Genomic DNA, 24,160 nt, shown 5'->3' with positions numbered 1-24,160 from the left:
CAGCGTCGTAGTACCCGGTGTTTTCTAGCGCTGAGGTCACACTGAGGTCATAGCCCCATCCCGGCCCGAGCGGCGCTCAACACGGGATGGGTCACCTCCATGCAGGTTGCCGCGCCCTCGGCGAAGACCGCGTCGACGTGGTCGGGGGCCTTGCTCAGCTCGGCATAGCGGCGCTGGAGCGGTTCCAGCTCCGCGATCACCGCCTCGGTCACCGCACTCTTCAAGGCGCCGTAGCTGGTGATCGCCTCGGCTGACCCGCCGCAGGCGGTCAGGATCTCCAGCAGATTGGTCACGCCGGGCTTCGCGTCCCGATCCGCGCGGACGGCGTCCGGGCCCACCTCGGAGTCCGTCACGGCGCGGGCCACCTTCCGCTTGATCACCGCCGGCTCGTCGAGCAGGCGGATCACCCCGGAGAGGTCGGTGGCCGACTTGCTCATCTTCCTGGTCGGCTCCTGCAGGTTCATCACCCGAGCGCCAGCGGTCGGGACGACGATCTCGGGAACCGTGAAGACCTCCGCGTAGTCGTGGTTGAAACGCAGCGCGAGGTCGCGGGTGAGCTCGATGTGCTGGCGCTGGTCGGCGCCGACCGGGACCCGCTCGGGGCGGTAGAGCAGGATGTCGGCGGCCATCAGTGCGGGATAGGTGAAGAGTGAGGCCCGGGTCGAGGTGTTGCCCCGCCCCTTCTCCTTGAACTGGATCATCCGGTTCAGTTCGCCGGTGGTGGCGGTGCACTCCAGCAGGAACGCGAGTTCGGCATGGGTCGGCACCTGGCTCTGCCGGAACAGCACGCTCTGCTCGAGACCGCTGGCCAGGAGCAGGGTCTGGGTCCGTCGGATCGTCGTCCGTAGGACGGCGGGGTCGCGCGGCATGGTGAGTGCGTGCAGGTCGGCGACGCCGAAGTAGCAGGTGTCGCCTGCCTGGGTGGCGTGCATCTGGCGCAGCGCGCCGAGGTGGTTGCCGAGGGTGAGCTCGCCGGTCGGGGTGAGCAGGGAGAGCGTGGTCATCGGGGTCTCTTTCCTAGAAGAGCCCACGGACGGGACGCAGCGAATGCAGAACGGCCGCCCATGGGCGGCCGGTTTTCGAGAACGTCGAGAAGGTGGTCCGCCTTACGGGGCGGGCCACCACTGGGTGCTGCGGAACGACGTCACCCCTCCATAGTGCCACCGACGCCCTTGCGTTCTGGCATCGGCCGGGGGAGGGTTCTGCGGGTGACCGGACCACTCGACGCCTCGCGCTGTGGTCGTCGGACCGCCATCTTCGATCCCAGGTGGTTGGCCTACGACTTCGGTGAGCACCACCCGATGGCACCGCTCCGGGTCGAGTTGACGATGAGCCTGGCCCAGCGGCTCGGGGTGATGAGCGCCGGCGGTCTGGAGATCGTCGACGCCGCCGCGGCGAGCCGAGATCTGCTGGCCACCGTCCACGAGCCCGCGCTGATCGAGGCGGTGAGTTCGGTGGTCGACCCGTCGCGGATCGACCGTGAACGGCTCCTCCGGTTCGGCCTCGGCACGCCGGACAACCCGCTCTTCGCCGGCATGCACGACGCCGCCGCTCAGATCGTCGGCGCCACCGTTGAGGCCTGCCGCCAGGTCTGGAGCGGGGAGTCGCTGCACAGCTGCAACATCGCCGGTGGGCTGCACCACGCGATGCGGAACACGGCCAGTGGCTTCTGTATCTACAACGACCTGGCGGTCGGTATCCAATGGTTGTTGGACCAGGGCGCCACCCGGGTCGCCTACGTCGACGTCGACGTCCACCACGGCGACGGCGTCGAACGGATCTTCGCCGACGACCCGCGGGTCCTCACCGTCTCCCTGCACGAGAGCGGGACCACGCTCTTCCCCGGCACCGGCTTCGCTGCCGATATCGGCGGACCGCAGGCGCCGGGCAGCGCCGTCAATGTGGCGCTCCCGGCCGGCACGTCGGACGCCGGGTGGCTGCGCGCCTTCCATGCGGTCGCGGTGCCGGTGTTGCGGGCCTGGCAGCCAGAGATCCTGGTGACGCAGCAGGGCTGCGACGGCCATATGGACGATCCGCTCTCGCACCTGATGCTGAGTGTGGATGGACAGCGGGCCACCTATCTGGCGCTCCATGAGTTGGCCCACGAGCTCTGCGGCGGGCGCTGGGTGGCCACCGGAGGCGGTGGGTACCACCTGACCGATGTGGTGCCGCGGGCCTGGACCCATCTCCTGGCCGTCGTCGCCGGACGCCCGCTGGAGCCGGTGACGGCGGTGCCGCAGGAGTGGCGCGACCAGGTCCGGGAGGCGACGGGCGAACTGGCACCGTCGCGCCTCACCGATGGGCGTCGACCGGCCTGGCGACCGTGGGAGGAAGGGTTCAATCCCCACGCGCCGTTGGATGCGTCGATCGTGGAGAGCCGGGCCGCGCACGGGCTCGATCAGGTGGTTCGTGCCGAGATTTGAGCCGGGTTCGGCGCGGGGAAGCAATCCGACACGCCGGAAGGATCAGACATTTTTCACTTTCACTCTTCCCCATGAGTCACATCAGCCCCTATGCTCGCAATGACGGGGCGCGTGATCACCAGTGGGGAAGCTGGTGGGTGACTCGGAAGAGAAAGTGGTGTGCCATGGCCAATCCCGGCGACATCTCCGAGGCGAAGTTCCTCACGATCGCTGAGGTCGCATCGATGATGCGGGTCTCGAAGATGACGGTGTACCGACTGGTGCACAACGGAGACCTGCCTGCGGTGCGGGTCGGGCGCTCCTTCCGGGTCACCGAGAAGGACGTCAACGCCTACTTGCAGCGCAGCTTCTACGACGCTGGCTGAGTAGTCTCCGAGTGCCGCGGCGAGGGTGCGCGGCGTCCGGATCGAGTATTCGGATGCTGGACGTCACCCCCGTGGTTTCTGCTCGGCGGGTATGTCCGGATAGGCTGTGTCGGCCGTCCGCGTGCACTCGCCCGGTCGGCGTACAGGCATTGGAAGGGTTAACCGTGGGTTCTGTCATCAAGAAGCGTCGCAAGCGCATGGCGAAGAAGAAGCACCGCAAGCTGCTTAAGAAGACGCGGGTGCAGCGCCGCAAGCTCGGCAAGTAAGGGACCTGTCCGCAATGGGCAGGGTCGTACTGGTCACCGGGGTCTCACGGGATCTCGGTCGCCAGTTCGCGCGGACAATCGCGCAAGACCCTGCCGTTGATCGGGTGATCGGTGTCGATATCGTGCCGCCGCGCGGTGATATCGGCGAGGTCTCGTTCGTGCGGGCCGACATCCGCAACCCGGTGATCGCCAAGATCATCGTCAAAGAGGATGTCGACACCGTCGTCCACATGAGCGTCATCGCCACCCCTGGTGGCGTCGGCGGTCGGGCGACGATGAAGGAACTCAACGTCATCGGCACGATGCAGCTTCTGGCTGCCTGCCAGCGTGCGCCGAGTGTCAAACATCTGGTGATCAAGTCGACCTCCACCGTCTACGGTGCGAGCAGCCGCGATCCCGCGATGTTCACCGAGGAGATGCCGGCTCGCCGGCTCCCTCGCTCGGGGTATGCCCGCGACGCCTTCGAGATCGAAGGCTATGTGCGTGGCTTCTCGCGTCGCCGTCCTGACGTGCGGGTGACGACGTTGCGCATGGCGAACGTGCTCGGGCCGACGGTCCAGAGCCCGATCGCCGAGTACTTCCGGATGCCGGTGATCCCTCGGGTCTTCGGCTTCGACCCGCGCCTGCAGTTCCTGCACCACGACGACCTGATCGGGGTGCTTCAGCACGCCGTGAACCAGGACATCCCCGGGACCTTCAACGTGGCCGGCGATGGCGTGATCATGCTGTCGCAGGCGACCCGGCGGCTCGGGCGCGCCTCGGTCCCGCTGCCGCCCTTCGCGCTCGGCGGCCTGGGTACCGCTCTACGCCGAGGCGGCGTCGTCGAGTTCTCCCCGGAGCAACAGGCGTTCCTCACCTACGGCCGTGGCATCGACACCACGCGGATGCGTACCGAGCTCGGCTTCGAGCCGCGGTTCAGCACTGCCGAGGTGATCGGTGACTTCGCGGCTTCGCTTCCGCCCGGACCGCGTACGCCCGGGCGCCTCACTTCGCCTGACACCATGTTGGCCGGAGTATCGGCCGCGCTGAGTCGAGGAGCCGCACGTGGGTGACGCTGACATCATTCCGATCGGTACCCGTGGTCGCCCCGGTCGCGGCTCCGGCAACCAGCGACCCTCTGCTGCCGCGCGCGACCTCGTCGGCAAGCCCCGCAAGCCCGACGACGCAGAGACCGCCCCCGAGGGCGCACAAATAGCCGCCGAGGGCGCACAGATGGCGACCGAAGGCGCAGAGACCTCGGCCGAGACGACGTCCAACGACGAACCCGGCAACGCCAACGTCGCCGAACAACGGCTCAGCGTGAACACCCCCGAGCAGGGCATTCCGATCACCGACTGGATCAACGCCGGCGTCAGTGCCGCGCGTGAGGTCTTCGGGGAGAGTTGGGAGCCCAAGCTCGCCGAGTTCCTCGCCTTCCTCCGACGTCGGGTCAACGGTGAGTACGAGGTCGACGAGTTCGGCTTCGACGCCGAGATCACCGAGCGGTTCGTGATGGCGCTGCTGCGCCCGATCGCGAACAAGTGGTTCCGGATCGAGGTCCGCGGGCTGGAGAACATCCCGGCCGAAGGCGGAGCGCTCGTCGTCTCGAACCACTCCGGCACGATCCCCGTCGACGGCCTGATGACGATGGTCAGCCTGCACGACCACACCGGCCGCTCGCTGCGCCCGCTCGGCGCCGACCTGGTCTTCCAGTTGCCGATCGTCGGCGGCCTGGCGCGCAAGGCGGGCACCACGCTCGCCTGCAGCGAGGACGCCGAGCGGATGCTCCGCAAGGGCGAGCTGGTCGGCGTCTGGCCCGAAGGCTTCAAGGGGATCGGCAAGCCCTACTCCGAGCGCTACAAGCTGCAGCGTTTCGGGCGTGGTGGCTTCGTGAGTGCGGCGCTCCGCACCGGCGTACCGATCATCCCGCTCTCCGTGGTCGGCGCTGAGGAGATCTACCCGCTGGTCGGCAACGTGCCGTCGCTGGCCCGGTTGCTGGGTCTGCCGTACATCCCGATCACCCCGTTCTTCCCGCTGCTCGGGCCGCTCGGCCTGGTGCCGTTGCCCTCGAAGTGGATCCTGGAGTTCGGCGAGCCGATCCGGACCGACACCTACGAGGGCTCGGCGGCCGACGACCCGATGTTGGTCTTCGACGTCACCGACCAGGTGCGCGAGACGATCCAGCAGTCGCTCTACAAGCTGCTGATGGACCGGGGTTCGGTCTTCGGCTGAGCCGCGTCGCGGCACGCCCGAAGCGTCACCGTCGGGCGGTACACGACAAACGTCGCCGTCAGCGGTGCTGACGGCGACGGTCGGGAGTGGCTGCTACTCCGCGTTGCGGTCGCCGCCGCCGAGCAGGCCGCCGAGGAGACCGCCCAGGAGCGGGTCGACGACGCCGCCGATGACGGGGCCCTTCGGACCGAGTAGGCCCTCTTCGCCGACCAGTGGATCGGTCAGCGCGGGCTTGCTGGACGGCTTGTCCGAATTCGGCTTCGGCGTCGTCGGGTCGTCCTGCTCGGTCGGGGCCGGCGTCTGTGTCTGCGGAGCGCTGGGCTCGGTGGCACCATCGGTCTCGGACTTGGCCGGGGACTCCTGCTTCGCCGGGACGTTGCTCGGGTCGAGCTTGCCGAGCAGCTTCTCGATGTCGCTGGTGAACCCGTTCGCCGTCGGCTCGGGGAGGATCGGGAGGCTACCCGCGCAGGTCGGGCAGAGGTCGGCGGCGATGCTGTCGAGCCGGATCAGGTTGCCGACCGCATCGCTGAGGGCGTCGGCGACCGAGGCGGGCAGTGAGCGGCCGAGGGTGGTGAGCTCTTCGATGCTGCTCGACGCGAAGGCGCGCAGCTTCTCGACGCTCGCCTCGTTTCCGTTCTGCTTGTAGTCCTCGATCAGGATGTCGGCGGCGTCGTTGGTCTGCTCGCTGAAGGCGTTCAGCGTGACCGGAACCTGGGCCGAACGGTCCGAGCGGGCCGAGAGTTTCTTGACCTCGCTGAGCCGCGAGTTGGCGTTGTCCAGGAGCTGGTCCGCCTTGGCGCCGTCGTTGACCTGCAAGGTGGTGCTGGCGCCTTCCAGCGCCTTCTTGATCGGGTAGAGCGCGTCGCCCGGCAGAGCGCTCTGCGCGGCCACGGCTACCGAGGACGAGACGCCGATCAACGCGATCGCACCAGCGGCGACGGCGATCCGGCGGTCCCGCTTGCGCGGCGAACCGGCGCTCGGCAGGGCCAGCTTGCGGGAGGTCTCGCTCAGCACCACGTCGGCCTCGGCCATCAGCTGGGCGCGGAGGTCGGCGACGAACTCGGGCCGAGGTGCGGGCCCAGGGACGCTGCGCAGCGCGCCGACGAGCTCGAGGAGATCAGCATTGCGCGTCGCGCGCTGATCGGAACGCCCCTCGAGCTGAGCGGCGAATTCCTCGGCGCGGCGGGCGGCCGGCGTCAGGGAGATCATGAGCAGATCCTGGAGGTGAGAGCGAAAGGTGGTCGCTGGCACAACGAGGCGCCGATATCCGGGGTTACGGTGCGCGAATGTGAGCTGGGCATCATCGGTCCTTGATCCCCTCCGGCAGTAGCTTCGCCAGGTTGCGGACGCCGCGGAGCTGGAGCTGCTTGACCGCTCCGTCCGAGCGTTGCAGGACGGCGGCCGTCTCGGCGATGCTCATTCCTTGCAGGAACCGCATGACCAGGCACTCCTGCTGCTCCTTGGGGAGCTGGGTGAGTGCGTCGAGCAGGACCTCGTTGGTGAGGGCGGTCAGTACCTCGGCCTCGGGGCCTTCGGTGGCGTCGTCGTGGACGCCCATGTCGTCGGTGGTCTGCTCCAGGCGGGTTCGGCCGGCCTTGAAGTGGTCGGTGGTCAGGTTGCGCGCGATGGTCATCAGCCAGGCGCCGAAGTCCTTGCCCTGCCAGCGGAAGTTGTTCATCGAGCGGAGCGCGCGGAAGAAGGTCTCGGAGGCCAGGTCCTCGGCGAGCGTCTGGGAGCGGGTCCGGTAGAAGAGGAACCGGTAGACCGACGGGTGGTAGTGGTCGAAGAGGAGTCCGAACGCCTCCTTGTCCCCGCCGCGAGCGAGCTCCACCAGGGCGATCAGTCGTTCCCGGTCGGCTTCACTCTCCTCGGAGGAGGCGGCGAAGGCGGAGTCGTTGTAGTCGGGGCCGCTCGTGGGGGCCACCTCGGAGGCGGCCTCCGAGATCAACAGTCCGACGTTGGGCCGCAGCGTGGATCCGGTGCCGGTGGTTCCCGCGGTGGCGAAGAGCGGCCCGGTGAGTTGGAGCTCGCTGGGATCGAGCCCGACGAGTACCTGTGCCAAGGCGCGGCGCAGCGCGGCCATGCCGTGCTCGACTCGACCTTGCTCCCTCACAGCCCCTACCCCTCCCCCGAGGCGTTCCCGCCCGTGGTTCTGGCCGAGCATAGGCCAGCTACGAGAAGTGGGGAAGGAGTTTGAGTCTGGTCCGAGCGTCTGAGCGGCAGGAATGGTCCGAACGGGCCATGCCAGTTGTCCTGTACACGCAAAAAGGGGTGGTATGACCCCCTGCGGGCATGGTCCTTTCGGTGTTTCAGCGACGCCGAGTGGCCCCGGCGGCCGCCAGCGCGCCCGCGACCGCACCGATAGCCGCACCCGCCAACAGGCCGGCGCGGGCGGCCTTCCGGCCGGTCCGGTAGTCCCGGATCCGCCAACCCTCCGCGCGGGCATGGTCGCGGAGGCGCGGATCGGGGTTGATCGCCACCGGGTCGCCGACCAGGCTCAGCATCGGCAGGTCGTTGGAGGAGTCGCTGTACGCCGAGCACCGGCTCAGGTCCAGTCCCTCACGCGCAGCCAACGCCTTGATCGCCTCGGCCTTCGCCGGACCGTGCAGCATCTCGCCGACCAGTCGCCCGGTGTAGACGCCGCCCTCATGCTCGGCGACCGTCCCCATCGCTCCGGTCAGGCCTAGTCGGCGGGCGATGATCGCGGCGATCTCGATCGGTGCCGCGGTGACCAGCCAGACCCGCTGGCCGGCGTCCAGATGCATCTGGGCGAGGGCGCGGGTGCCCGGCCAGATCCGGTGCGCCATCGCCTCTTCGAAGATCTCCTCGCCGAGCTCCTCCAACTCGCGCACCGTGTGCCCGGCGATGAAGCTCAGCGCCGAGTTGCGCGCCTCGTCCATATGTTCCGGGTCCTCGACGCCGACCACGCGGAAGTAGGCCTGTTTATAGGCGGCGCCAAGAATGTCGCGGGTGGTGAAGAACTTGCGGCGGTGCAGGCCGCGGGCCAGATGGAAGATGCTGGCGCCCTGCATCACCGTGTTGTCGACGTCGAAGAAGGCGGCCGCGGTCTGATCCTGCGGAACCGCGAGCGCAGCCTCCACCTCCGCCTCGGCGGCAGCGGCTTCTCCGGCCAGGGTTGAGCGTCGTTGCAGGTCTCGACGGCGGGGGCCAGGACGGTAGTCGTCGCTCACGAGTGCAGCCTAGCCCGACCGAGGTTCGCCGGGGAGCCTTAACGGAGCGGGTGTCTGGTCGGCAGAGTCCCGTACCGAGGCTGGTCGGGTGTGGAAGGATTCGGCCATGTTGAACCTCGCGGATCTGCTCACCCAGGCTGCCCACGCCCACGGCGACGACACCGCCCTGGTCGAGGCCGCCAGCGGCCGCCGGATGACCTGGGCCGAAGTGGACGACGAGGTCGACCGGGTCGCCGGTGGGTACGCCGACGCCGGCCTGGTCGCCGGACACCGGGTGATGATCGCGCTCGGCAACCGGATCGAGTTCGTGACCTGCTACCTCGCCGCGTTGCGTGCCCAGTTGGTCGCCGTGCCGGTCAACCCGCGCTCCTCGGCCGACGATCTGGCCCGGATGCTCGCCGACAGCGGGTCGCGGCTGCTGATCGCCGACTCCCGGTCGGTGACGGCCAGCCGCGAGGCGGTCGCCGCCCTCGACGCGTTCACCGTCCGCGTGGTCACCGTCGGCACCACCCTGCAGCCGGGCGAGCACTCCTACGACCAACTCGCGTTGCAGCGGGGCCGGGCGCTACCGCCGTTGGCCGACGCCGAGGCGCTGGCGGTGCTGCTCTACACGAGCGGTGCTTCGGGCCGTCCCCGCGCGGCGATGCTGACCCACCGCGCCCTGCTCGCCAACATCGCGCAGATCGCCGCCGTCCAGCCGCCGATGCTGGCCGCCACCGACGTCGTGCTCGGCGTCCTCCCGCTGTTCCACGTCTACGGCCTCAACGCCGTCCTCGGTGCCACGGTCGGCCAGGCCGCCCGGTTGGTGATCGCGGAGTCTTTCGACCCGGACGGCACCCTCGACCTGATCGACGACGAGGCGGTCAGTGTCGTCCCGGTGGCTCCGCCGGTCTTCGCGCACTGGCTGCCGATGGAGGACCTCGCGCTCCGGCTCGGCTCGGTCCGCCTCGTCCTCTCCGGCTCCGCGGCGATGACCGGCTCCGACGTCGACGCGTTCGCCGCGGAGGTCGGGGTCGGCGTCCACCAGGGCTACGGCCTGACCGAGGCGGCGCCCGTGGTCACCTCCACGCTCTGCAGCAAGCAGGCCACTCCCGGATCGCTGGGGGCGCCGCTGCCCGGGATCGAGGTGCGCCTGGTCGACGACGGCGGGTTGCCGCACCACGACGGTGACCCGGGCGAGATCGAGATCCGCGGCGACAACCTCTTCTCCGGCTATTGGCCCGACGGTGAGGACGGTCCCGACGCCGAAGGCTGGTGGCGGACCGGCGACGTCGGCTTCATCGACGACGACGGCGACCTCTTCCTCGTCGACCGCCGCAAGGACGTCGTCACCGTCTCCGGCTTCCGGGTCTATCCGGTCGAGGTCGAGGTCGTCCTGGCCGGTGTCCCCGGGGTCCGCGAGGTCGCGGTCGTCGGTGTCCCCGACGCCGCGACCGGCGAGGCGGTGGTGGCCTACCTGGTCGCCGACGGCGACCCCGACGAGGTCCGCGCCGGCGTCACCGCTCGGGCGGAGAAGTTGCTGGCCCGGTTCAAGCAGCCCACGGTGGTCCACCTGGTGCCTGAGTTGCCGCATACGGCGACCGGTCAGGTCCAGAAGGGTCGTCTGCGGGCCGCCGAGCGGCGTCGCGTGCTCGACCTGATCGACCAGGGGGCTGAGGCGTGAGCGCACGGGTCACGCTCTACGCCCGGGAGGGCTGCCACCTCTGCGACGAGGCACGCGCGGTGATCGCGCGGGTCTGTGCGGAGCTGGGGGAGAGCTTCGACGAGATCGACATCGACGACGCCGTCGGACTCCCCGCGCACTACGACGACGAGATCCCGGTGACCCTGGTCGACGGCAAGCAGCACGACTTCTGGCGGGTCGACGAGGAGCGGTTGCGCGCGGCATTGACCCGCCCCAGCTGAGCTCCTACTCGCCGGTTCGTTGGGTGCTATCGCCCACCCCGCGTGGAGTGAGCCAAGTCACCTGTGTTATCCCCAGGCTTCGCCAGTTTGTTCTCACGTTCACAAACTCCTAAGGTGAATGGGTCGCAAGGACGTCGCAGGCGCATTCCAGCGCCGGCGATGGTGGCGCCTGGCGGCCTCTTTGAAAGACGAGTTCAGCGTGAGCGCACCCACCCCGTCACCTGGCGGCCGCGAGTCGGCAGCCTCTGTTGATGGTGGGGCGACTCGTGCCGCAGGCCGTGAGATCCCCGAGGCTACGGTGGCCCGGTTGCCGATCTACCTCCGGGCCCTGCACGCGATGCTCGAACGTGGCATCAGCACCTGCTCCAGCGAGGAACTCGCGGTGGCGGCCGGCGTCAACAGTGCCAAGCTCCGCAAGGACCTCTCCTACCTGGGCTCGTACGGGACCCGTGGGGTCGGCTACGACGTCGACTACCTGCGCTACCAGATCGCCCGCGAGATCGGCGTCACCCAGGACTGGCCGGTCATCATCGTCGGTATCGGAAACCTGGGCCACGCGCTGGCCAACTACTCCGGCTTCCGCTCCCGCGGTTTCCGGGTGGTCGCGCTGCTCGACGCCGACCCGGCGCTGAGCGAGAAGGTCGTCGCCGGTCTCCCTGTCCGGCCGTTCGCCGAACTCGCCGCGATCGTCGCCGACCAGTCCGTCGCGATCGGCGTCATCGCCACCCCGGCCGAAGCCGCTCAGCCGGTCGCCGACGAGATGGTCGCCGCAGGCATCACCAGCATCTTGAACTTCGCTCCGAGCGTCATTGCCGTGCCTGAAGGCGTCGACGTCCGCAAGGTGGACCTCTCCATCGAACTGCAGATCCTCGCCTACCACGAGCAGCGCAAGGCGCCGTCGGTCTCCGAGCCGGAAGAAGGAGCCTCGGCATGAGCATCCTGGTTGTCGGAATCTCGCACCGCACCGCCCCCGTGGAGGTGCTGGAGCGGCTGACCCTGGACGCCTCCGGGGTCGACAAGCTGATCGCGCGGACCTCCGAGATGGAGCACGTCAGCGAGACGACCGTGCTCTCCACCTGCAACCGGCTCGAGGTCTACACCGACGTCGACCGCTTCCACGGCAGTGTCGAAGAGATCTCCCGGCTGCTGCTCGGCCACGAAGCCGACGAGCCCGTCGACGCCGAGCTGATCGGCAACCTCTACGTGCACTACGGCGACGCCGCCGTCTCACACCTCTTCCACGTCGCCTCCGGCCTCGACTCGATGGTGGTCGGTGAGGGCCAGATCCTCGGCCAGACCCGTGAGGCCTTGCGGATCGGTCAGGAGCACGGCACCGTCGGCGCCTCGCTCAACGTGCTCTTCCAGCAGGCCCTGCGGGTCGGCAAGCGCAGTCACGCCGAGACCGACATCGACCACGCGGCGCCGTCGCTGGTCAGCGCCGCACTCGACCTGGTCGGCTCCATCGAGGGTCGCCGTGCCGTCGTCGTCGGTGCCGGCGCGATGGCCTCGCTCGCCGTCTCCACGCTGTCGCGTCGCGGCGCCGGCCTGGTGACCGTGCTGAACCGGACCGAGAGCGCCGCGCAGCGGCTCGCCGCCGAATACGACGGTGAGGCCCGGCCGATCGACGAGCTCGGCGAGGTGCTCGCCGATGCGGACCTGGTCATCTCCTGTACCGGTGCCAGCGGCGCGGTGATCACCGCCGAGCAGGTCGCCGCCGTCCGCGGTGGCTCCACCCGCCCGGTGACCCTGATCGACCTCGCGCTGCCGCACGACATCGAGTGGGCGGTCGGCGATCTTCCCGGCGTCACCCTCAAGAACCTGAGCACTCTCGCCGAGGAACTGCACGACGTCGCGGGCCTGCAGAGCGTGACCGGCGTCCGGGCGATCGTCTCCGAAGAGATCGCTGCCTTCCTCAACGCCCGTCGGCAGGCCAGCGTCACCCCGACCGTGGTCGCGCTGCGGTCGATGGCGACCAGCGTCGTGGACGCCGAGATCGAGCGCCTGCTGACCCGCCTGCCCGGGCTCGACCCGGCGCACCGGGACGAGGTGGAGCAGGCGATCCGCCGGGTCGCGGACAAGCTGCTCCACCGCCCCACCACGCGGGTCCGTGAACTTGCCGACGAGACCGGTGCGGTCTCCTACGCCACCGCGTTGGCCGAGCTCTTCGCGCTCGACCCCGACGCTGTCGATGCTGTTACTCGTCCCGGAGGTGGCCGCTGATGGCTGTACTTCGTCTCGGCACCCGTGCCTCGCTGCTCGCCCGCACCCAGTCCGGCCACGTGGCCGACATGGTCCGCGAGCGGCTCGGCGTCGAGGTGGAGCTGGTTCCGGTCACCACCGAGGGTGACGTCAACCGGACCCCACTGGCCCAGATGGGCGGCACCGGTGTCTTCGTCTCGGCGCTGCGTGACGCGCTCATCGACGGGCTCTGTGACTTCGCGGTGCACTCCCTCAAGGATCTGCCCACCGAGCCTTGCGAAGGGATCGCCCTGGCCGCGATCCCGACCCGCGAGGACCCGCGCGACGTCCTGGTCGCCCGCGACGGACTCACCCTCGGTGAGCTTCCGCCGGGCAGCGTGGTGGCCACCGGTTCGCCGCGCCGCGCCTCGCAGCTAAACGCGCTGGGTCTCGGCCTGGAGGTCGTCGGGCTGCGCGGCAACATCGACACCCGGCTCGGCAAGGTCACCTCGGGGGAGGCGGACGGCGTGATCCTGGCGCGAGCAGGTCTGAGTCGGATCGACCGGCTCGACGTGATCACCGAGAGCCTCGATCCGCTCCAGATGCTGCCCGCTCCCGGGCAGGGGGCGCTGGCCATCGAGTGCCGGAGCGCCGACGTCGAGCTGGTGGCGCAACTCGCCGCCGCCCTGGACGACGCCGACACCCGCGCCGCGGTCACCGCGGAACGCGCTGTACTTCGCACCCTGGAGGCCGGCTGCTCGGCCCCGGTGGGTGCGCTCGCCGAAGTGGTCTCGGGCGGCGAAGGTGATGCGGAACTTTGGCTGCGCGCTGTGGTGCTCTCGCACGACGGCGCCGTGAACATGCGTAGGTCGGCGACTGGCCCCGTCGCCGACGCTGCGGAGGTGGGCAACCGGTTGGGGACCGGGATGCTCGAAGAGGGCGCGGCAGAACTGATCCACACACCAGCGAAGAGGCAGCACTGATGACTGGACGCAAGACCAAGACCACTCCGGCCACGGACGCGGATCGGCCCCGGGGCTGGGTAGCGTTCGTGGGCAGTGGCCCCGGCGACCCCGACCTGTTGACCGTCCGCGCGGCAGGCCTCCTCGCTGAGGCCGACGTGGTGATCACCGAGCTCCCTGAGCACGAGCCGATGGTGCGGACCGTGCTCGGCCTGCCCGAGCCGACGGTCGTCGTCGACGAGGACGGCAACGAGACCGTCACCGAGGTGCCGGGTCCGGAGTTCATCGACGGTGGCTTCGGCGACGACGGCCAGCCGTTGACCCACGCCAACCGCGCCAAGGTCGTCGTCAAGCAGGCCAAGCGCGGCCTCCGTGTCGTGCGCCTGATGAACGGCGACCCGTTCCTCTACGCCTCGGGCCCGGAGGAGGCGCAGGCCTGCGCCAAGGCCTCGATCGCCTTCGAGATCGTGCCCGGTGTCTCCTCGGCGACCGCCGTCCCTGCCTACGCCGGCGTCCCGCTGACCACCAAGAACAACCGTGAGGTCGCCGTCGTGACCTGCGGCGAGAAGGTCGACTGGAGCCAGTACGCGGACAACCGCACCCTGGTCCTGCTCTCGGCCGTCGGCGGGATCGCCGACATCGCCAAGGCGCTGATCGCGGCCGGCCGCAACGCGAACACGCCGGTCGCGATGACGCAGACCGGCACCACCACCAACCAGCGCACGGTCACCTCGACCCTGGAGAACATCGCCGCCGACGCGCGTGCCGCCCGGATCGCCCCGCCGGCGATCACCGTGATCGGCGACGTCGTCAACCTGCGCAACACGCTCTCCTGGTTCGAGACCAAGCCGCTCTTCGGCTGGCGCGTCCTGGTGCCGCGCACCAAGGAGCAGGCCGGAACGCTGACCTCGGGTCTGCGCTCCTACGGTGCTGTGCCCGAGGAGGTGCCGACCATCTCGGTCGAGCCGCCGCGGAACCCGCAGCAGATGGACAAGGCCGTCCGTGGCCTGGTCGAGGGTCGCTACGAGTGGATCGCCTTCACCTCCGTCAACGCGGTCAAGGCGGTCCGTGAGAAGTTCGAGGAGTACGGCCTCGACGCGCGTGCGTTCTCCGGCTTGAAGATCGCCGCGGTGGGTGACAAGACCGCCGCCGCGATCGCCGCCTGGGGCCTCCGCGCCGACCTGGTGCCGTCGGGTGAGCAGTCGGCTGCCGGCCTGCTCGCCGACTGGCCGCCCTACGACGACGTGCTCGACCCGATCAACCGGGTCTTCCTGCCGCGTGCCGACATCGCCACCGAGAACCTGGTCGCGGGCCTGATCGACCTCGGCTGGGAGTGCGACGACGTCACCGCCTACCGCACGGTGCGGGCCACCCCGCCGCCGGCGCCGACCCGTGACGCGATCAAGACCGGCAAGTTCGACGCCGTCGTCTTCACCTCGTCCTCGACGGTGCGCAACCTGGTCGGTATCGCCGGCAAGCCGCACGCCTCCACGGTGATCGCCGTGATCGGTCCCGCCACCGCGAAGACCGCCGAGGAGCACGGCCTGCGCGTCGACGTGATGGCCCCGACGCCGTCGGTCGAGGACCTCGTCGAGTCGCTAGCCGACTTCGGTGCGGCTCGCCGCGCGGCCCTGGTCGAAGCCGGCCAGCCGGTCACCAAGCCGTCGGACCGCAAGCCGTCGGCCCGGCGCAAGGCGACCAGCAGCTGATCCTCTCGCCGAGCTGATCGCCTATGTGGCACCTGGCACCCAGATACTGGGAGCCAGGTGCCACATAGGCATTTGGGCGAGAGCACAATGGGTGCCATGGAGTTCCCTGTCGTCCGTCCTCGTCGGCTCCGTCGTACCCCGGCCCTGCGCCGGATGGTCGCGGAGACCCATGTCCGGCCCGAGCAGTTGATCCTGCCGGTCTTCGTGCGGGAGGGGATCAATGAGCCGGTTCCGATCAGCTCGATGCCGGGCGTCGTCCAGCACACTCGGGAGTCGCTCAAGCAGGCTGCGGACGAGGCCGCCGAGCTCGGCCTGGGCGGGATCATGCTGTTCGGGGTGCCGCAGACCAAGGACGCCGTGGGCAGTGGCGCGCTGGACCCCAAAGGGATCCTGAACGTCGCGATCGCCGACGTCGCCGCCCAGGTGGGTGACGCGTTGCCGGTGATGAGCGACCTGTGTCTCGACGAGTTCACCGACCACGGGCACTGCGGCGTACTGGACGAGTCCGGGGGTGTCGACAACGACGCCACCCTGGAGATCTACGCCCAGATGGCGCTGGCCCACGCCGAAGCCGGGGCTGCGTTGGTCGGCCCGAGCGGGATGATGGACGGCCAGGTCGGCGTGATCCGTGAGGCGCTGGACGCCGGCGACCACACCGACGTCGCGATCCTGGCCTACTCGGCCAAGTACGCCTCCGCCTTCTATGGCCCGTTCCGTGAGGCCGTCGACTCGACCCTCCAAGGAGACCGGCGTACCTATCAGCAGGACCCGGCGAACGCACTCGAAGGCGTCCGGGAGGCGCTGATCGACGTCGCCGAGGGTGCGGACCTGGTGATGGTGAAGCCGGCCCTGGCCTACCTCGACGTGATCCGTCAGGTGCGCGACGCCGTCGACGTGCCGGTCGCGGCCTACAACATCTCCGGTGAGTACTCGATGGTCGAGGCGGCGGCTGCCAACGGCTGGATCGACCGGGACGCCGCGATCCTCGAGACGTTGACCTCGATCCGGCGCGCAGGTGCCGACGTGGTGCTGACCTACTGGGCGGCGGAGGCGGCCCGGCTGCTGCGCTAGCGTCGTACGGATCGTGGCCCCGGGGCCACCATCCGTTCGACGCACGCCCGGGTCGGATCGCTCCGATCGGCTGCAGAGACGACGAAGCCCGCGGCACCTGCCGCGGGCTTCGTCGTTGGTTTCTGCGCCTTCGGTTGCTACTTCTGCAACCTCGGCGGCTATATGTGCGCCCTCGGGCTACTTGGCGAGGCCGAAAGAGCTCAGGGCTTCCCTGTGAGGAGGTTGAGCAAGCCCTTGACGATCCCAGTCAGCAATCCAAGCGCTTGGTCCTCAGGCTTGCCGTTGATTTGGTTGGCGCACTTCGCCGCCGCAGTGTCGTTCAGGCCCAGGACCTTAAGCAGTCCAAGAACGTCCACCCGTTCGATCTCTGCGCTACAGAGATTCAGTGCCTCGGTCAGCGACAACACCGGGGCGAGGATCGGCTTGATTGGCTCGGTGAGCGCCTCGAGGGGCTTCTTGTCCTTGTCCTTGCCCGGCGTCGACGGGTTCTCGGTGCCCGGCTCGCTGCCGGGGTCGGTCGGCGTGGTCGGGCTGGTCGTCGTGCCCGGCGTGTTCGTGGTCGGGTTCGTGGCCTTCGGCGGCTTGGTCGCCAACTGGTTGCCGAGGTTCGGCGAGGCCAGCGAGTAGTCCGGGGTGAAGTTGATCGCCGAGGTGGTGTTGTTCGGCACCGCGGAGTAGTCGCCGGCCAGGTAGGCGTCACGGATCCGCAGCACCAGGTCGACGTACTTGTCGGAGTGGTTGTAGCGGTGCACCGCGGAGCGGCGGCCCTGGTCGGTGCCGAGGTCGTCGGTACCGGCGCAGAGGTAGACGGCGGTGGCGAGTGCCGCGTCGTCGATGTCCTGCGGGTTCCGCTTGCCGTCGCCGTCGGCGTCCACGCCGACCGAGGACCAGGTGGTCGGGATGAACTGCATCGGGCCGACAGCGCGGTCGTAGACCTCGTCGTTGTCGAACTGGCCGGCGTCGGTGTCGGTGATCTCCTGGGTGCCGTTGTTGCCGTCCAGCGCGATGCCGTAGATACCGGGGCGGGAGACGCCGTCGGTACCGAGGGTGTTGCCCCCGTAGCGACCGTGGTCGGACTCCACGCGGCCGATCGCGGCGACCAGCTGCCAGTCCAGGCCACAGGTCTTGTCGGCGGAGTTGATCACCGTGGCGGCACGCTGGTACGCAGCGAGCGCGGCCGACGGAATGCCACTGGTGGAGGAGGTGCGCACGATCGAGTTGCCCTCGCGCTCCGGCACGCCCAGGCCGATACTGCCGGGCTGGGAGTAGCTGGCCGGGTCTTCGATCGCCTGGGCCGGGACGGTCGCGCCGTCAGGAAGCGCATCGCGCTCGCCCGAGGCGCTGGCGACGGCGCTGCCGCCGACTCCGATCAAGCTGGCCGTCCAGGCCGTCGAGAGCAGGGCCAAGGGCACCAATGCCGTGGCTTTCTGGCCACGGCTGAAGCGTGTCTTGCTCATGATGTGCGGTTCTCCCCAGTGTGCTGTGTGTACTTACAACGCCCCGCTCCCTCAAGCACAGGCACCTGATTCAACGAATGGTGTCACAGTGAGTTACGTAACACATCGGGTATCCGCAACTTTCTGGTAACACCGGTGCCTTTCTCCCCGTGCTCACCTGGAAGACGTGGCTGCTCGCCGACCGTGACGCGATCTGGGTCACAAAGTTTCGTAGGTCCGCAACCTGCGGCTCCGAACGTCCCCGTCCCGCCTACGGGGGAGCGGCGTCACCGCCCGTCGTGCCGATGTGCACAGGTTGGCACCGTCGGCGACAATGATTCGGTGAGCACTTCGACGTCTGCCGTGACCGCGCGCTCCCAGGCTCTCTTCGAGCGGGGCTCCGCCGTCACCCCCGGTGGCGTCAACTCCCCGGTCCGGGCGTTCAACGCCGTCGGTGGCACGCCGCGCTTCATCACCTCCGCGCGAGGCGCCTGGCTGACCGACGCCGACGGCAACGAACTCGTCGACATGATCTGCTCCTGGGGTCCGATGCTGCTCGGCCACGCGCACCCCGAGGTGCTCGCCGCCGTCAACGAGGCCGTCTCCCGTGGCACCTCCTACGGGACACCGACCGTCCCCGAGGTCGAGCTCGCCGAGGCGATCGTGGCCCGGACCCCGGTGGAGCGGGTCCGCTTCGTCTCCTCGGGCACCGAGGCCACCATGTCCGCGATCCGGCTGGCCCGCGGCTTCACCGGCCGCGACCTGGTGGTGAAGTTCGCCGGCTGCTACCACGGTCACGTCGACTCGCTCCTGGTCGCCGCCGGCTCGGGCCTGGTCACCCTCGGTGTCCCCGGCACGCCCGGTGTCCCCGACTCCGCCACGGCGCTGACCCTGGTGCTCCCGTACAACGACCGGGCCGCCGTCACCGCTGCCTTCGCTGAGCACGGTGACCGGATCGCCTGCCTGATCACCGAGGCCGCCCCCGGAAACATGGGCGTCGTTCCGCCCGAACCCGGTTTCAACCAGTTCCTGGCGCAGACCTGCGCCGCCAACGGTGCCCTCTTCATCTCCGACGAGGTGATGACCGGTTTCCGCGCCTCCGCGCAGGGCCAGTGGGGTCTGGACGGCGCAGCAGAGGGCTGGCGCCCCGACCTGGTCACCTTCGGCAAGGTGATGGGCGGAGGGTTCCCGGCCGCTGCCTTCGGTGGTCGCGCCGACGTGATGGCGCACCTGGCCCCGCTCGGCGGCGTCTACCAGGCCGGCACCCTGTCGGGTAACCCGATCGCCACCACCGCAGGCCTCACCACGCTGCGCCTGGCCACCGACGAGGTCTACGCCCACATCGGCGCGGCCGGTGAGGTGATCAAGGCGGCGGCCACCGCGGCGCTGACCGAAGCCGGTGTGCCGCACCGGGTGCAGAGCAGCGGCACCATGTTCTCGGTCTTCTTCACCGATCGCGAGGTCCGTAACTTCGACGACGCCGGCACCCAGAGCGCCGAGGCCTACCGGGCCTTCTTCCACAGCATGCTGGACGCCGGGGTCCATCTGCCGCCGTCGGCCTACGAGGCCTGGTTCCTCTCCGCCGCCCACGACGAGCGTGCCGTGCAGACCGTCGTCGACGCCCTCCCCGCCGCGGCCCGCGCCGCCGCCGAAGCCCTTGACGGTGCCGCGAACTGATGCCCGCCGTCGTGACGACTCATCGCGCCCCCGTGCGGGTGCGTGCCCAGCGAACCAATCAAGACAGTGCGTCATGTCTCTCATGCGCGCACCAATCGAAGTGAGAACGCATGAGTGAGAAGACCACCGTCCACCTGCTGCGCCACGGCGAGGTACACAACCCCGAGGGCGTGCTCTACGGCCGGATGCCGGGCTACTACCTCTCCGATCTCGGGAAGCAGATGGCGGCCACCGTGGCCGAGGCGATCGCGGACCGCGACGTCACCCACCTGCGGGTCTCCCCGCTGGAGCGGGCCCAGCAGACCGCGGCGCCGTTCGCGCAGACCTTCGGACTCGACATCACCACCGATGCGCGGGTGATCGAGTCGGAGAACTACTTCGAGGGCAAGCGGTTCGGTGTCGGCGACGGCGCGTTGCGTCAGCCGTCGGCGTGGGTCCACCTGTGGAACCCGTTCAAGCCGTCGTGGGGCGAGCCCTACAAGGAGATCGCGGCGCGGATGATGGCGGCGGTCTACGACGCCCGTGACGCCGCCCGCGGCCACGAAGCCGTGATCGTCAGCCACCAGCTCCCGATCTGGACCACCCGGCTCTTCGTGGAGAAGCGCTCCTACCTGCACGACCCGCGTAAGCGGCAGTGCACGCTCTGCTCGCTGACCTCGCTCCACTTCGAGGGCGACAAGCTCACCTCGCTCTCCTACTCGGAGCCGGCCGGGCACCTGATCCCGAACCGCGACAAGGCGGCGCCGTTCTCGGCGGGGAACGCTCCCGAGCAGCACCGGCCCTGATCATGATGCGGCGACCAGTTCTACGGGCAGCAACCACAGCGCTCCTGATGGCGCTGACGTTGGCCGGCTGTTCCGGTCTCGAAGGGACAGGCGAGAAGGGCTACGTCACCAGCGACGGTCGGGTCACCGAGCTCGACGCGGGTGACCGCAGCTCCGCGATCTCGATCTCTGGCAAGGATCTGCGTGGTGAGCCACTCGACCTCGCCGACTACCGCGGCAAGGTCGTGGTGATGAACGTCTGGGGCCAGTGGTGCGGCGAGTGCCACGCCGAGGCCGGAGACGTCGTCGGGGCCGCCGAGAAGACCGAGGGCGACGACGTCGCCTTCGTCGGGATCAACGTCCGCGACTCCTCGCCGGAGACCGCGCGCTCCTACGAGCGGCAGTACGACGTCCCGTTCCCGTCGTTCTACGACCCGTCGAGCGAGAAGCTGCTGGCCTTCAACGGCGCGCTGCCGATCTCTGCGACGCCGTCGACGGTGGTCCTGGACCGCGAGGGTCGCGTTGCGGCCAGCGTGATCGGGGTGCTGCCGAGCGAGCAGACGCTGATCTCGATGATTGAGAAGGTCGTCGCTGAATGAGGGAGTTCTTCGAGGAGTCGGTGCTCTCCGGCTCGATGCTGGTGGCATTGCCCGTGGCTCTGTTGGCCGGCCTCGTCTCGTTCTTCTCGCCCTGCGTGATCCCGCTGCTGCCGGGCTACCTCTCCTACGCCACCGGCCTTTCCGGCGCCGATCTGGCGAACGCCCGCCGGGGCCGGATGATCCTGGGTGCGGTCCTCTTCGTGCTCGGCTTCTCCGTCGTCTTCATCGGTCTCGGCGCACTCTCGGGCTACTTCGGCTCCTTCCTGATCAACCAGCACGGCACGCTGACCTTCGTCCTCGGGCTGTTGGTGATCGTGATGGGTCTGGCCTTCGCCGGTCTTCTGCCGTTCATGCAGCGCGACGTGCGGATCCACAAGGTCCCGGCGGTCGGGCTGGCGGCGGCACCGTTGCTCGGCTTCCTCTTCGGCCTGGGCTGGACCCCGTGCATCGGCCCCACCCTGGGCGCGATCCTGACCCTCGGCGTCAACGAGGCCACCGCTCCCCGCAGTGCGGTGCTCTCCGCTGCCTACTGCATCGGCCTCGGACTTCCGTTCGTGCTGGCCGCGGTCGCCTACCGGCGCGCGCTCGGCGCCTTCGCATTCATCCGCCGTCACCAGGTCTGGGTGACCCGGATCGGCGGCGCGATGATGGTGATCGTGGGTCTGCTGCTGATCACCGGCTGGTGGGACTGGATCGTCAAGTGGCTCCAGGTGAACCTGATCCTCGGCTTTGAAACGAGTGTGTGATGGCTGTCCCCGATCTTGGCTTCATCGAGCTGATGCGCTGGGCATGGCGCCAGCTCACCTCGATGCGGACCGCGCTCATCCTGTTGCTGCTGTTGGCGTTGGCCGCGGTCCCCGGTTCGGTGATCCCGCAGAGCGACGTCGACGCGATGCGGGCCAACAACTGGAAGGCCGACCACCCCGACCTGACCCCGATCTACGAGAAGCTCGGGCTCTTCTCGGTCTATGACTCGGTCTGGTTCAGCGCCATCTACCTGCTGCTGATGGTCTCCCTGGTCGGCTGCATCCTGCCGCGACTGCGGGTCTACTGGCGCGGCTTCCGCGCCGCGCCGCCGAAGGCGCCGCGCAACCTGACCCGGCTGCCGGAGAACGCCAGCTACACCACCGACGAACCGGTCGAGGAGGTGCTGGCCCGAGCCGAGCAGGTGCTCCGCAAGCGCCGGTTCCGGGTGATCGCCGACGGTGACGCGATCTCGGCCGAGCGCGGCTACCTGCGCGAAGCCGGGAACCTGGTCTTCCACGCGTCGCTGCTGGTCGTGCTCGCCGGCGTCGCGATGGGCTCGCTGATGGGCTATCAGGGCGGCGTGATCGTCGGCAAGGGCGCCAGTTTCTCCAACAACCTCACCCAGTACGACGACTTCAAGGCGGGCCGGATGGTCGGGGTGGACAACCTCGACCCGTTCACCTTCACCGTCGACGACTTCGAGGTCGAATGGATCGACGACCCGACCAACCCGCGTTACGGGATGGCCCGCAAGTTCGTGGCCCCGCTGACCTACCGCGACGGTAGCGACGGCGAGGAGAAGACCTACGACCTGCGGGTGAACCACCCGCTGAAGATCGGCAGCACCGACGTCTTCCTGATCGGCCACGGCTACTCCCCGGTGATCACGATCCGCGACGCCGAGGGCAACATCGCGACCAGCGGTCCGACGCCGTTCCTCCCCGAGGACCAGGCCACCTTCACCTCCTTCGGTGTGGTGAAGGCGCCCGGTGCCGAACCGCAGCAGATCGGCCTGGAGGGGTTGCTCTACCCGACCTACTCCGGCGACCCGAACAACCTGGGCTCGGTCTTCGGTGCGCTGGGCAACCCACTGATCTCGATGCAGGCCTACGTGGGCGACCTCGGCCTGGCCGCAGGATCGCAGTCGGTCTACGTGCTGAACAAGACCAACATGAAGCTGCTCGGCGGCACCACCAAGGATCTGTTCCGCGTCGACCTCTGCCCGGCCAAGATCGATGGCAAGGAGAACGCGCGGTGTGAGAACTCCACCGTGCAGCTCCCGGACGGGGCCGGCTCGGTGACGTTCGAGGACATCACCCCCTGGGTGCGGGTGCAGATCAGCCAGACCCCGGGCAAGATGGTGGCGTTGGGCGGGATGATCGCCGCGCTGCTCGGTCTGCTGGGTTCGCTGTTCATCCGTCCGCGCCGGATGTGGGTGCGGGTCCGTGAGACGGACGGCAGCACCGTCGTAGAAGTAGCCGCGCTCGACCGCTCCAGCGGTGGCGAGGTCGGAGAAGAAATCGTCGAGGTCGTCGCTGCGCTCAAGGGCGAGACCGTGAAGGAGGAGCTGTGACCAACGAAGCGTGGGAGACGCTCAGCGATCAGGCGGCCACCGTCTGTGGCGTCGTCTACTTCCTGGCGCTGCTCTCGTACTCGGCCCAGTGGGCCGGACTACGGAAGTTGCCTGCGGACGAGACGCCGACCTCCGGCACGACCGCCCTGTGGGGCCGGTTCGGCCTGCTGCTGACCGCGATCGGTTGCGCCGTCCACCTGGTGGCGATGGTCGGTCGCGGCATGGCCGCCGACCCGAACCGGGTGCCCTGGGGCAACATGTACGAGTTCGTGCTCAGCTCGACCTTCGTGGTGGTGCTGGCCTTCCTGGTCTTCTACCGCAAGTACAAACTGGAGTGGCTCTCGCTCTGGGTGCTGGGCCTGGTCTGGGTCACCCTGATGGCGACGATGATCCTGCTCCACGACCGGGTCGCTCCGCTGGCTGAGTCGCTGAGCTCCCCGTGGCTGGTGATCCACGTGTCGGCTGCCGTGCTCGCGACCGGCATCTTCACCCTCGGCGGCCTGGTCTCGATCCTGTTCCTGGTCAAGGAGCGTCAGGAGAAGCGGGTCGCGGTCCGCGAGGCTGAGCTGGTCGCTGCGGGTGGTGGCGGGGCTGTCGTGACCGACGCCCCGGCGGTGGAGCCGGGCCGGCTGTCGCGAGCGCTGTCGCGGCTGCCCTTCTTCCGGGCGCCGCAGGGCAATACCGGGATCCTGGCCCGCGTGCCGTCGTCCAAGGCGTTGGACCGGCTCGCCTATCGGTTGCACGCCTTCGCCTTCCCGGTCTGGACCTTCGCGGTGCTGATCGCCGGCCCGATCTGGGCCCAGGTGGCCTGGTCGCGGTACTGGGGCTGGGACGCCAAGGAGGTCTGGGCCTTCATCACCTGGGTCGTCTACGCCGCCTACCTGCACGCCCGGGTGACCGCCGGCTGGAAGGGTCGCAACGCGGCGATCGTGGCGCTGATCGGATTCGTGACGCTGCTCTTCAACTTCATCGGGATCAACTACTTCTTCGGTGGTGGCTCCAAGCACTCCTACGCCGAGCCCGCAGTCGCCGTCGTCCAGGTGGTCGGCACGGATATGGCCCAAGCCACGCAGTTCTAGCTAT

23 protein-coding genes are annotated in these 24,160 nt (G+C 69.0%); 18 read left to right on the top strand and 5 right to left on the bottom strand.

Features of this window, described 5'->3' with window-relative positions; translation table 11 throughout:
- Window positions 1-47: 47 nt before the first annotated feature.
- Window positions 48-1,004 carry a tryptophan--tRNA ligase gene (gene trpS, locus ACLM5J_RS15440; RefSeq protein ID WP_413657350.1) on the bottom strand — a complete coding sequence of 319 codons (957 nt, stop codon included), beginning with the start codon at window positions 1,002-1,004 and terminating at the stop codon, window positions 48-50.
- A 204-nt stretch (window positions 1,005-1,208) separates the two neighbouring features.
- On the opposite strand from trpS, the gene ACLM5J_RS15435 reads away from it, so the two are divergent.
- The 5 genes from ACLM5J_RS15435 to ACLM5J_RS15415 all read left to right on the top strand — a co-directional run bounded on the left by ACLM5J_RS15435 (window position 1,209) and on the right by ACLM5J_RS15415 (window position 5,265).
- Window positions 1,209-2,423, top strand: a complete 1,215-nt coding sequence (locus ACLM5J_RS15435; RefSeq protein WP_413657349.1) for an acetoin utilization protein AcuC — start codon at window positions 1,209-1,211, stop codon at window positions 2,421-2,423.
- A 164-nt stretch (window positions 2,424-2,587) separates the two neighbouring features.
- The gene (locus ACLM5J_RS15430; protein ID WP_413657348.1) at window positions 2,588-2,788 is read left to right on the top strand and encodes a helix-turn-helix domain-containing protein; all 201 of its coding nucleotides are present in this window, start codon (window positions 2,588-2,590) and stop codon (window positions 2,786-2,788) included.
- Window positions 2,789-2,952: 164 nt separating this feature from the next.
- Window positions 2,953-3,054, top strand: a complete 102-nt coding sequence (locus ACLM5J_RS15425) for a 30S ribosomal protein bS22 (RefSeq protein WP_008356322.1) — start codon at window positions 2,953-2,955, stop codon at window positions 3,052-3,054.
- A gap of 14 nt (window positions 3,055-3,068) precedes the next feature.
- Window positions 3,069-4,106 carry an NAD-dependent epimerase/dehydratase family protein gene (locus ACLM5J_RS15420; protein ID WP_413657346.1) on the top strand — a complete coding sequence of 346 codons (1,038 nt, stop codon included), beginning with the start codon at window positions 3,069-3,071 and terminating at the stop codon, window positions 4,104-4,106.
- Window positions 4,099-5,265: a lysophospholipid acyltransferase family protein gene (locus tag ACLM5J_RS15415; RefSeq protein WP_413657345.1), complete on the top strand. Its 1,167-nt coding sequence runs from the start codon at window positions 4,099-4,101 to the stop codon at window positions 5,263-5,265. The genes ACLM5J_RS15420 and ACLM5J_RS15415 overlap by 8 nt, the downstream gene beginning before the upstream one ends.
- Before the next feature lie 93 nt (window positions 5,266-5,358).
- On the opposite strand, the gene ACLM5J_RS15410 is transcribed toward ACLM5J_RS15415, so the two are convergent.
- From ACLM5J_RS15410 to ACLM5J_RS15400, 3 genes are all read right to left on the bottom strand, one after another.
- Window positions 5,359-6,474, bottom strand: coding sequence for a DUF5667 domain-containing protein (locus ACLM5J_RS15410; RefSeq protein ID WP_413657344.1), 1,116 nt, complete (start codon window positions 6,472-6,474; stop codon window positions 5,359-5,361).
- Between the two features lie 91 nt (window positions 6,475-6,565).
- On the bottom strand, window positions 6,566-7,378 hold the full coding sequence (locus tag ACLM5J_RS15405; protein WP_413657343.1) for a sigma-70 family RNA polymerase sigma factor: 813 nt from the start codon (window positions 7,376-7,378) through the stop codon (window positions 6,566-6,568).
- A 196-nt stretch (window positions 7,379-7,574) separates the two neighbouring features.
- The gene (locus tag ACLM5J_RS15400) at window positions 7,575-8,456 is read right to left on the bottom strand and encodes an HAD family hydrolase (RefSeq protein ID WP_413657342.1); all 882 of its coding nucleotides are present in this window, start codon (window positions 8,454-8,456) and stop codon (window positions 7,575-7,577) included.
- Window positions 8,457-8,562: 106 nt separating this feature from the next.
- Between ACLM5J_RS15400 and ACLM5J_RS15395 the strand changes: the two genes are divergently transcribed.
- The 7 genes from ACLM5J_RS15395 (at window position 8,563) to hemB (ending at window position 16,281) form a co-directional block, all read left to right on the top strand.
- On the top strand, window positions 8,563-10,119 hold the full coding sequence (locus tag ACLM5J_RS15395) for a class I adenylate-forming enzyme family protein (protein ID WP_413657341.1): 1,557 nt from the start codon (window positions 8,563-8,565) through the stop codon (window positions 10,117-10,119).
- Entirely contained in the window at window positions 10,116-10,361 is a 246-nt protein-coding gene (locus ACLM5J_RS15390) for a glutaredoxin family protein (RefSeq protein ID WP_413657340.1), read from the top strand. Before ACLM5J_RS15395 ends, ACLM5J_RS15390 begins: the two co-directional genes overlap by 4 nt.
- Window positions 10,362-10,644: 283 nt before the next feature.
- The gene (locus ACLM5J_RS15385) at window positions 10,645-11,295 is read left to right on the top strand and encodes a redox-sensing transcriptional repressor Rex (RefSeq protein WP_413657430.1); all 651 of its coding nucleotides are present in this window, start codon (window positions 10,645-10,647) and stop codon (window positions 11,293-11,295) included.
- Window positions 11,292-12,581, top strand: coding sequence for a glutamyl-tRNA reductase (locus ACLM5J_RS15380; RefSeq protein WP_413657338.1), 1,290 nt, complete (start codon window positions 11,292-11,294; stop codon window positions 12,579-12,581). Before ACLM5J_RS15385 ends, ACLM5J_RS15380 begins: the two co-directional genes overlap by 4 nt.
- Window positions 12,581-13,522 carry a hydroxymethylbilane synthase gene (hemC, locus tag ACLM5J_RS15375; protein ID WP_413657337.1) on the top strand — a complete coding sequence of 314 codons (942 nt, stop codon included), beginning with the start codon at window positions 12,581-12,583 and terminating at the stop codon, window positions 13,520-13,522. Before ACLM5J_RS15380 ends, hemC begins: the two co-directional genes overlap by 1 nt.
- Complete coding sequence (locus ACLM5J_RS15370) at window positions 13,522-15,210, top strand: uroporphyrinogen-III synthase (RefSeq protein ID WP_413657335.1); 1,689 nt, start codon at window positions 13,522-13,524, stop codon at window positions 15,208-15,210. The genes hemC and ACLM5J_RS15370 overlap by 1 nt, the downstream gene beginning before the upstream one ends.
- Window positions 15,211-15,306: 96 nt before the next feature.
- The gene (gene hemB, locus ACLM5J_RS15365) at window positions 15,307-16,281 is read left to right on the top strand and encodes a porphobilinogen synthase (RefSeq protein WP_413657334.1); all 975 of its coding nucleotides are present in this window, start codon (window positions 15,307-15,309) and stop codon (window positions 16,279-16,281) included.
- A 200-nt stretch (window positions 16,282-16,481) separates the two neighbouring features.
- On the opposite strand, the gene ACLM5J_RS15360 is transcribed toward hemB, so the two are convergent.
- On the bottom strand, window positions 16,482-17,738 hold the full coding sequence (locus tag ACLM5J_RS15360) for a lytic transglycosylase domain-containing protein (protein WP_413657333.1): 1,257 nt from the start codon (window positions 17,736-17,738) through the stop codon (window positions 16,482-16,484).
- Window positions 17,739-18,059: 321 nt separating this feature from the next.
- Between ACLM5J_RS15360 and hemL the strand changes: the two genes are divergently transcribed.
- From hemL to ccsB, 6 genes are all read left to right on the top strand, one after another.
- Window positions 18,060-19,394 carry a glutamate-1-semialdehyde 2,1-aminomutase gene (gene hemL, locus ACLM5J_RS15355; RefSeq protein WP_413657331.1) on the top strand — a complete coding sequence of 445 codons (1,335 nt, stop codon included), beginning with the start codon at window positions 18,060-18,062 and terminating at the stop codon, window positions 19,392-19,394.
- A 110-nt stretch (window positions 19,395-19,504) separates the two neighbouring features.
- Window positions 19,505-20,179 carry a histidine phosphatase family protein gene (locus tag ACLM5J_RS15350; RefSeq protein WP_413657330.1) on the top strand — a complete coding sequence of 225 codons (675 nt, stop codon included), beginning with the start codon at window positions 19,505-19,507 and terminating at the stop codon, window positions 20,177-20,179.
- 47 nt (window positions 20,180-20,226) lie between these two features.
- On the top strand, window positions 20,227-20,757 hold the full coding sequence (locus ACLM5J_RS15345) for a TlpA disulfide reductase family protein (RefSeq protein ID WP_413657329.1): 531 nt from the start codon (window positions 20,227-20,229) through the stop codon (window positions 20,755-20,757).
- Complete coding sequence (locus ACLM5J_RS15340; protein ID WP_413657327.1) at window positions 20,754-21,503, top strand: cytochrome c biogenesis CcdA family protein; 750 nt, start codon at window positions 20,754-20,756, stop codon at window positions 21,501-21,503. The genes ACLM5J_RS15345 and ACLM5J_RS15340 overlap by 4 nt, the downstream gene beginning before the upstream one ends.
- Window positions 21,503-23,077 carry a cytochrome c biogenesis protein ResB gene (locus tag ACLM5J_RS15335; protein WP_413657326.1) on the top strand — a complete coding sequence of 525 codons (1,575 nt, stop codon included), beginning with the start codon at window positions 21,503-21,505 and terminating at the stop codon, window positions 23,075-23,077. The genes ACLM5J_RS15340 and ACLM5J_RS15335 overlap by 1 nt, the downstream gene beginning before the upstream one ends.
- Window positions 23,074-24,156, top strand: coding sequence for a c-type cytochrome biogenesis protein CcsB (ccsB, locus tag ACLM5J_RS15330; RefSeq protein WP_413657325.1), 1,083 nt, complete (start codon window positions 23,074-23,076; stop codon window positions 24,154-24,156). Before ACLM5J_RS15335 ends, ccsB begins: the two co-directional genes overlap by 4 nt.
- Window positions 24,157-24,160 lie beyond the last annotated feature (4 nt).

It is taken from the genome of Nocardioides sp. Bht2 (assembly GCF_047308515.1).
GTDB lineage: Bacteria > Actinomycetota > Actinomycetes > Propionibacteriales > Nocardioidaceae > Nocardioides.
The sequence above is the reverse complement of the archived record's forward strand: the minus strand, read 5'-3'. Positions and strand labels throughout refer to the sequence as shown.

Excerpts from the sequence above, each read along its gene's own strand:
- trpS (WP_413657350.1), bottom strand. The coding sequence starts at position 1,004 with ATGACCACGCTCTCCCTGCTCACCCCGACCGGCGAGCTCACCCTCGGC.
- ACLM5J_RS15430 (WP_413657348.1), top strand. The coding sequence starts at position 2,588 with ATGGCCAATCCCGGCGACATCTCCGAGGCGAAGTTCCTCACGATCGCT.
- ACLM5J_RS15420 (WP_413657346.1), top strand. The coding sequence starts at position 3,069 with ATGGGCAGGGTCGTACTGGTCACCGGGGTCTCACGGGATCTCGGTCGC.
- ACLM5J_RS15410 (WP_413657344.1), bottom strand. The coding sequence starts at position 6,474 with ATGATCTCCCTGACGCCGGCCGCCCGCCGCGCCGAGGAATTCGCCGCT.
- ACLM5J_RS15395 (WP_413657341.1), top strand. The coding sequence starts at position 8,563 with ATGTTGAACCTCGCGGATCTGCTCACCCAGGCTGCCCACGCCCACGGC.
- ACLM5J_RS15380 (WP_413657338.1), top strand. The coding sequence starts at position 11,292 with ATGAGCATCCTGGTTGTCGGAATCTCGCACCGCACCGCCCCCGTGGAG.
- hemC (WP_413657337.1), top strand. The coding sequence starts at position 12,581 with ATGGCTGTACTTCGTCTCGGCACCCGTGCCTCGCTGCTCGCCCGCACC.
- ACLM5J_RS15370 (WP_413657335.1), top strand. The coding sequence starts at position 13,522 with ATGACTGGACGCAAGACCAAGACCACTCCGGCCACGGACGCGGATCGG.
- hemB (WP_413657334.1), top strand. The coding sequence starts at position 15,307 with ATGGAGTTCCCTGTCGTCCGTCCTCGTCGGCTCCGTCGTACCCCGGCC.
- ACLM5J_RS15360 (WP_413657333.1), bottom strand. The coding sequence starts at position 17,738 with ATGAGCAAGACACGCTTCAGCCGTGGCCAGAAAGCCACGGCATTGGTG.
- ACLM5J_RS15350 (WP_413657330.1), top strand. The coding sequence starts at position 19,505 with ATGAGTGAGAAGACCACCGTCCACCTGCTGCGCCACGGCGAGGTACAC.
- ACLM5J_RS15345 (WP_413657329.1), top strand. The coding sequence starts at position 20,227 with ATGGCGCTGACGTTGGCCGGCTGTTCCGGTCTCGAAGGGACAGGCGAG.
- ACLM5J_RS15340 (WP_413657327.1), top strand. The coding sequence starts at position 20,754 with ATGAGGGAGTTCTTCGAGGAGTCGGTGCTCTCCGGCTCGATGCTGGTG.
- ACLM5J_RS15335 (WP_413657326.1), top strand. The coding sequence starts at position 21,503 with ATGGCTGTCCCCGATCTTGGCTTCATCGAGCTGATGCGCTGGGCATGG.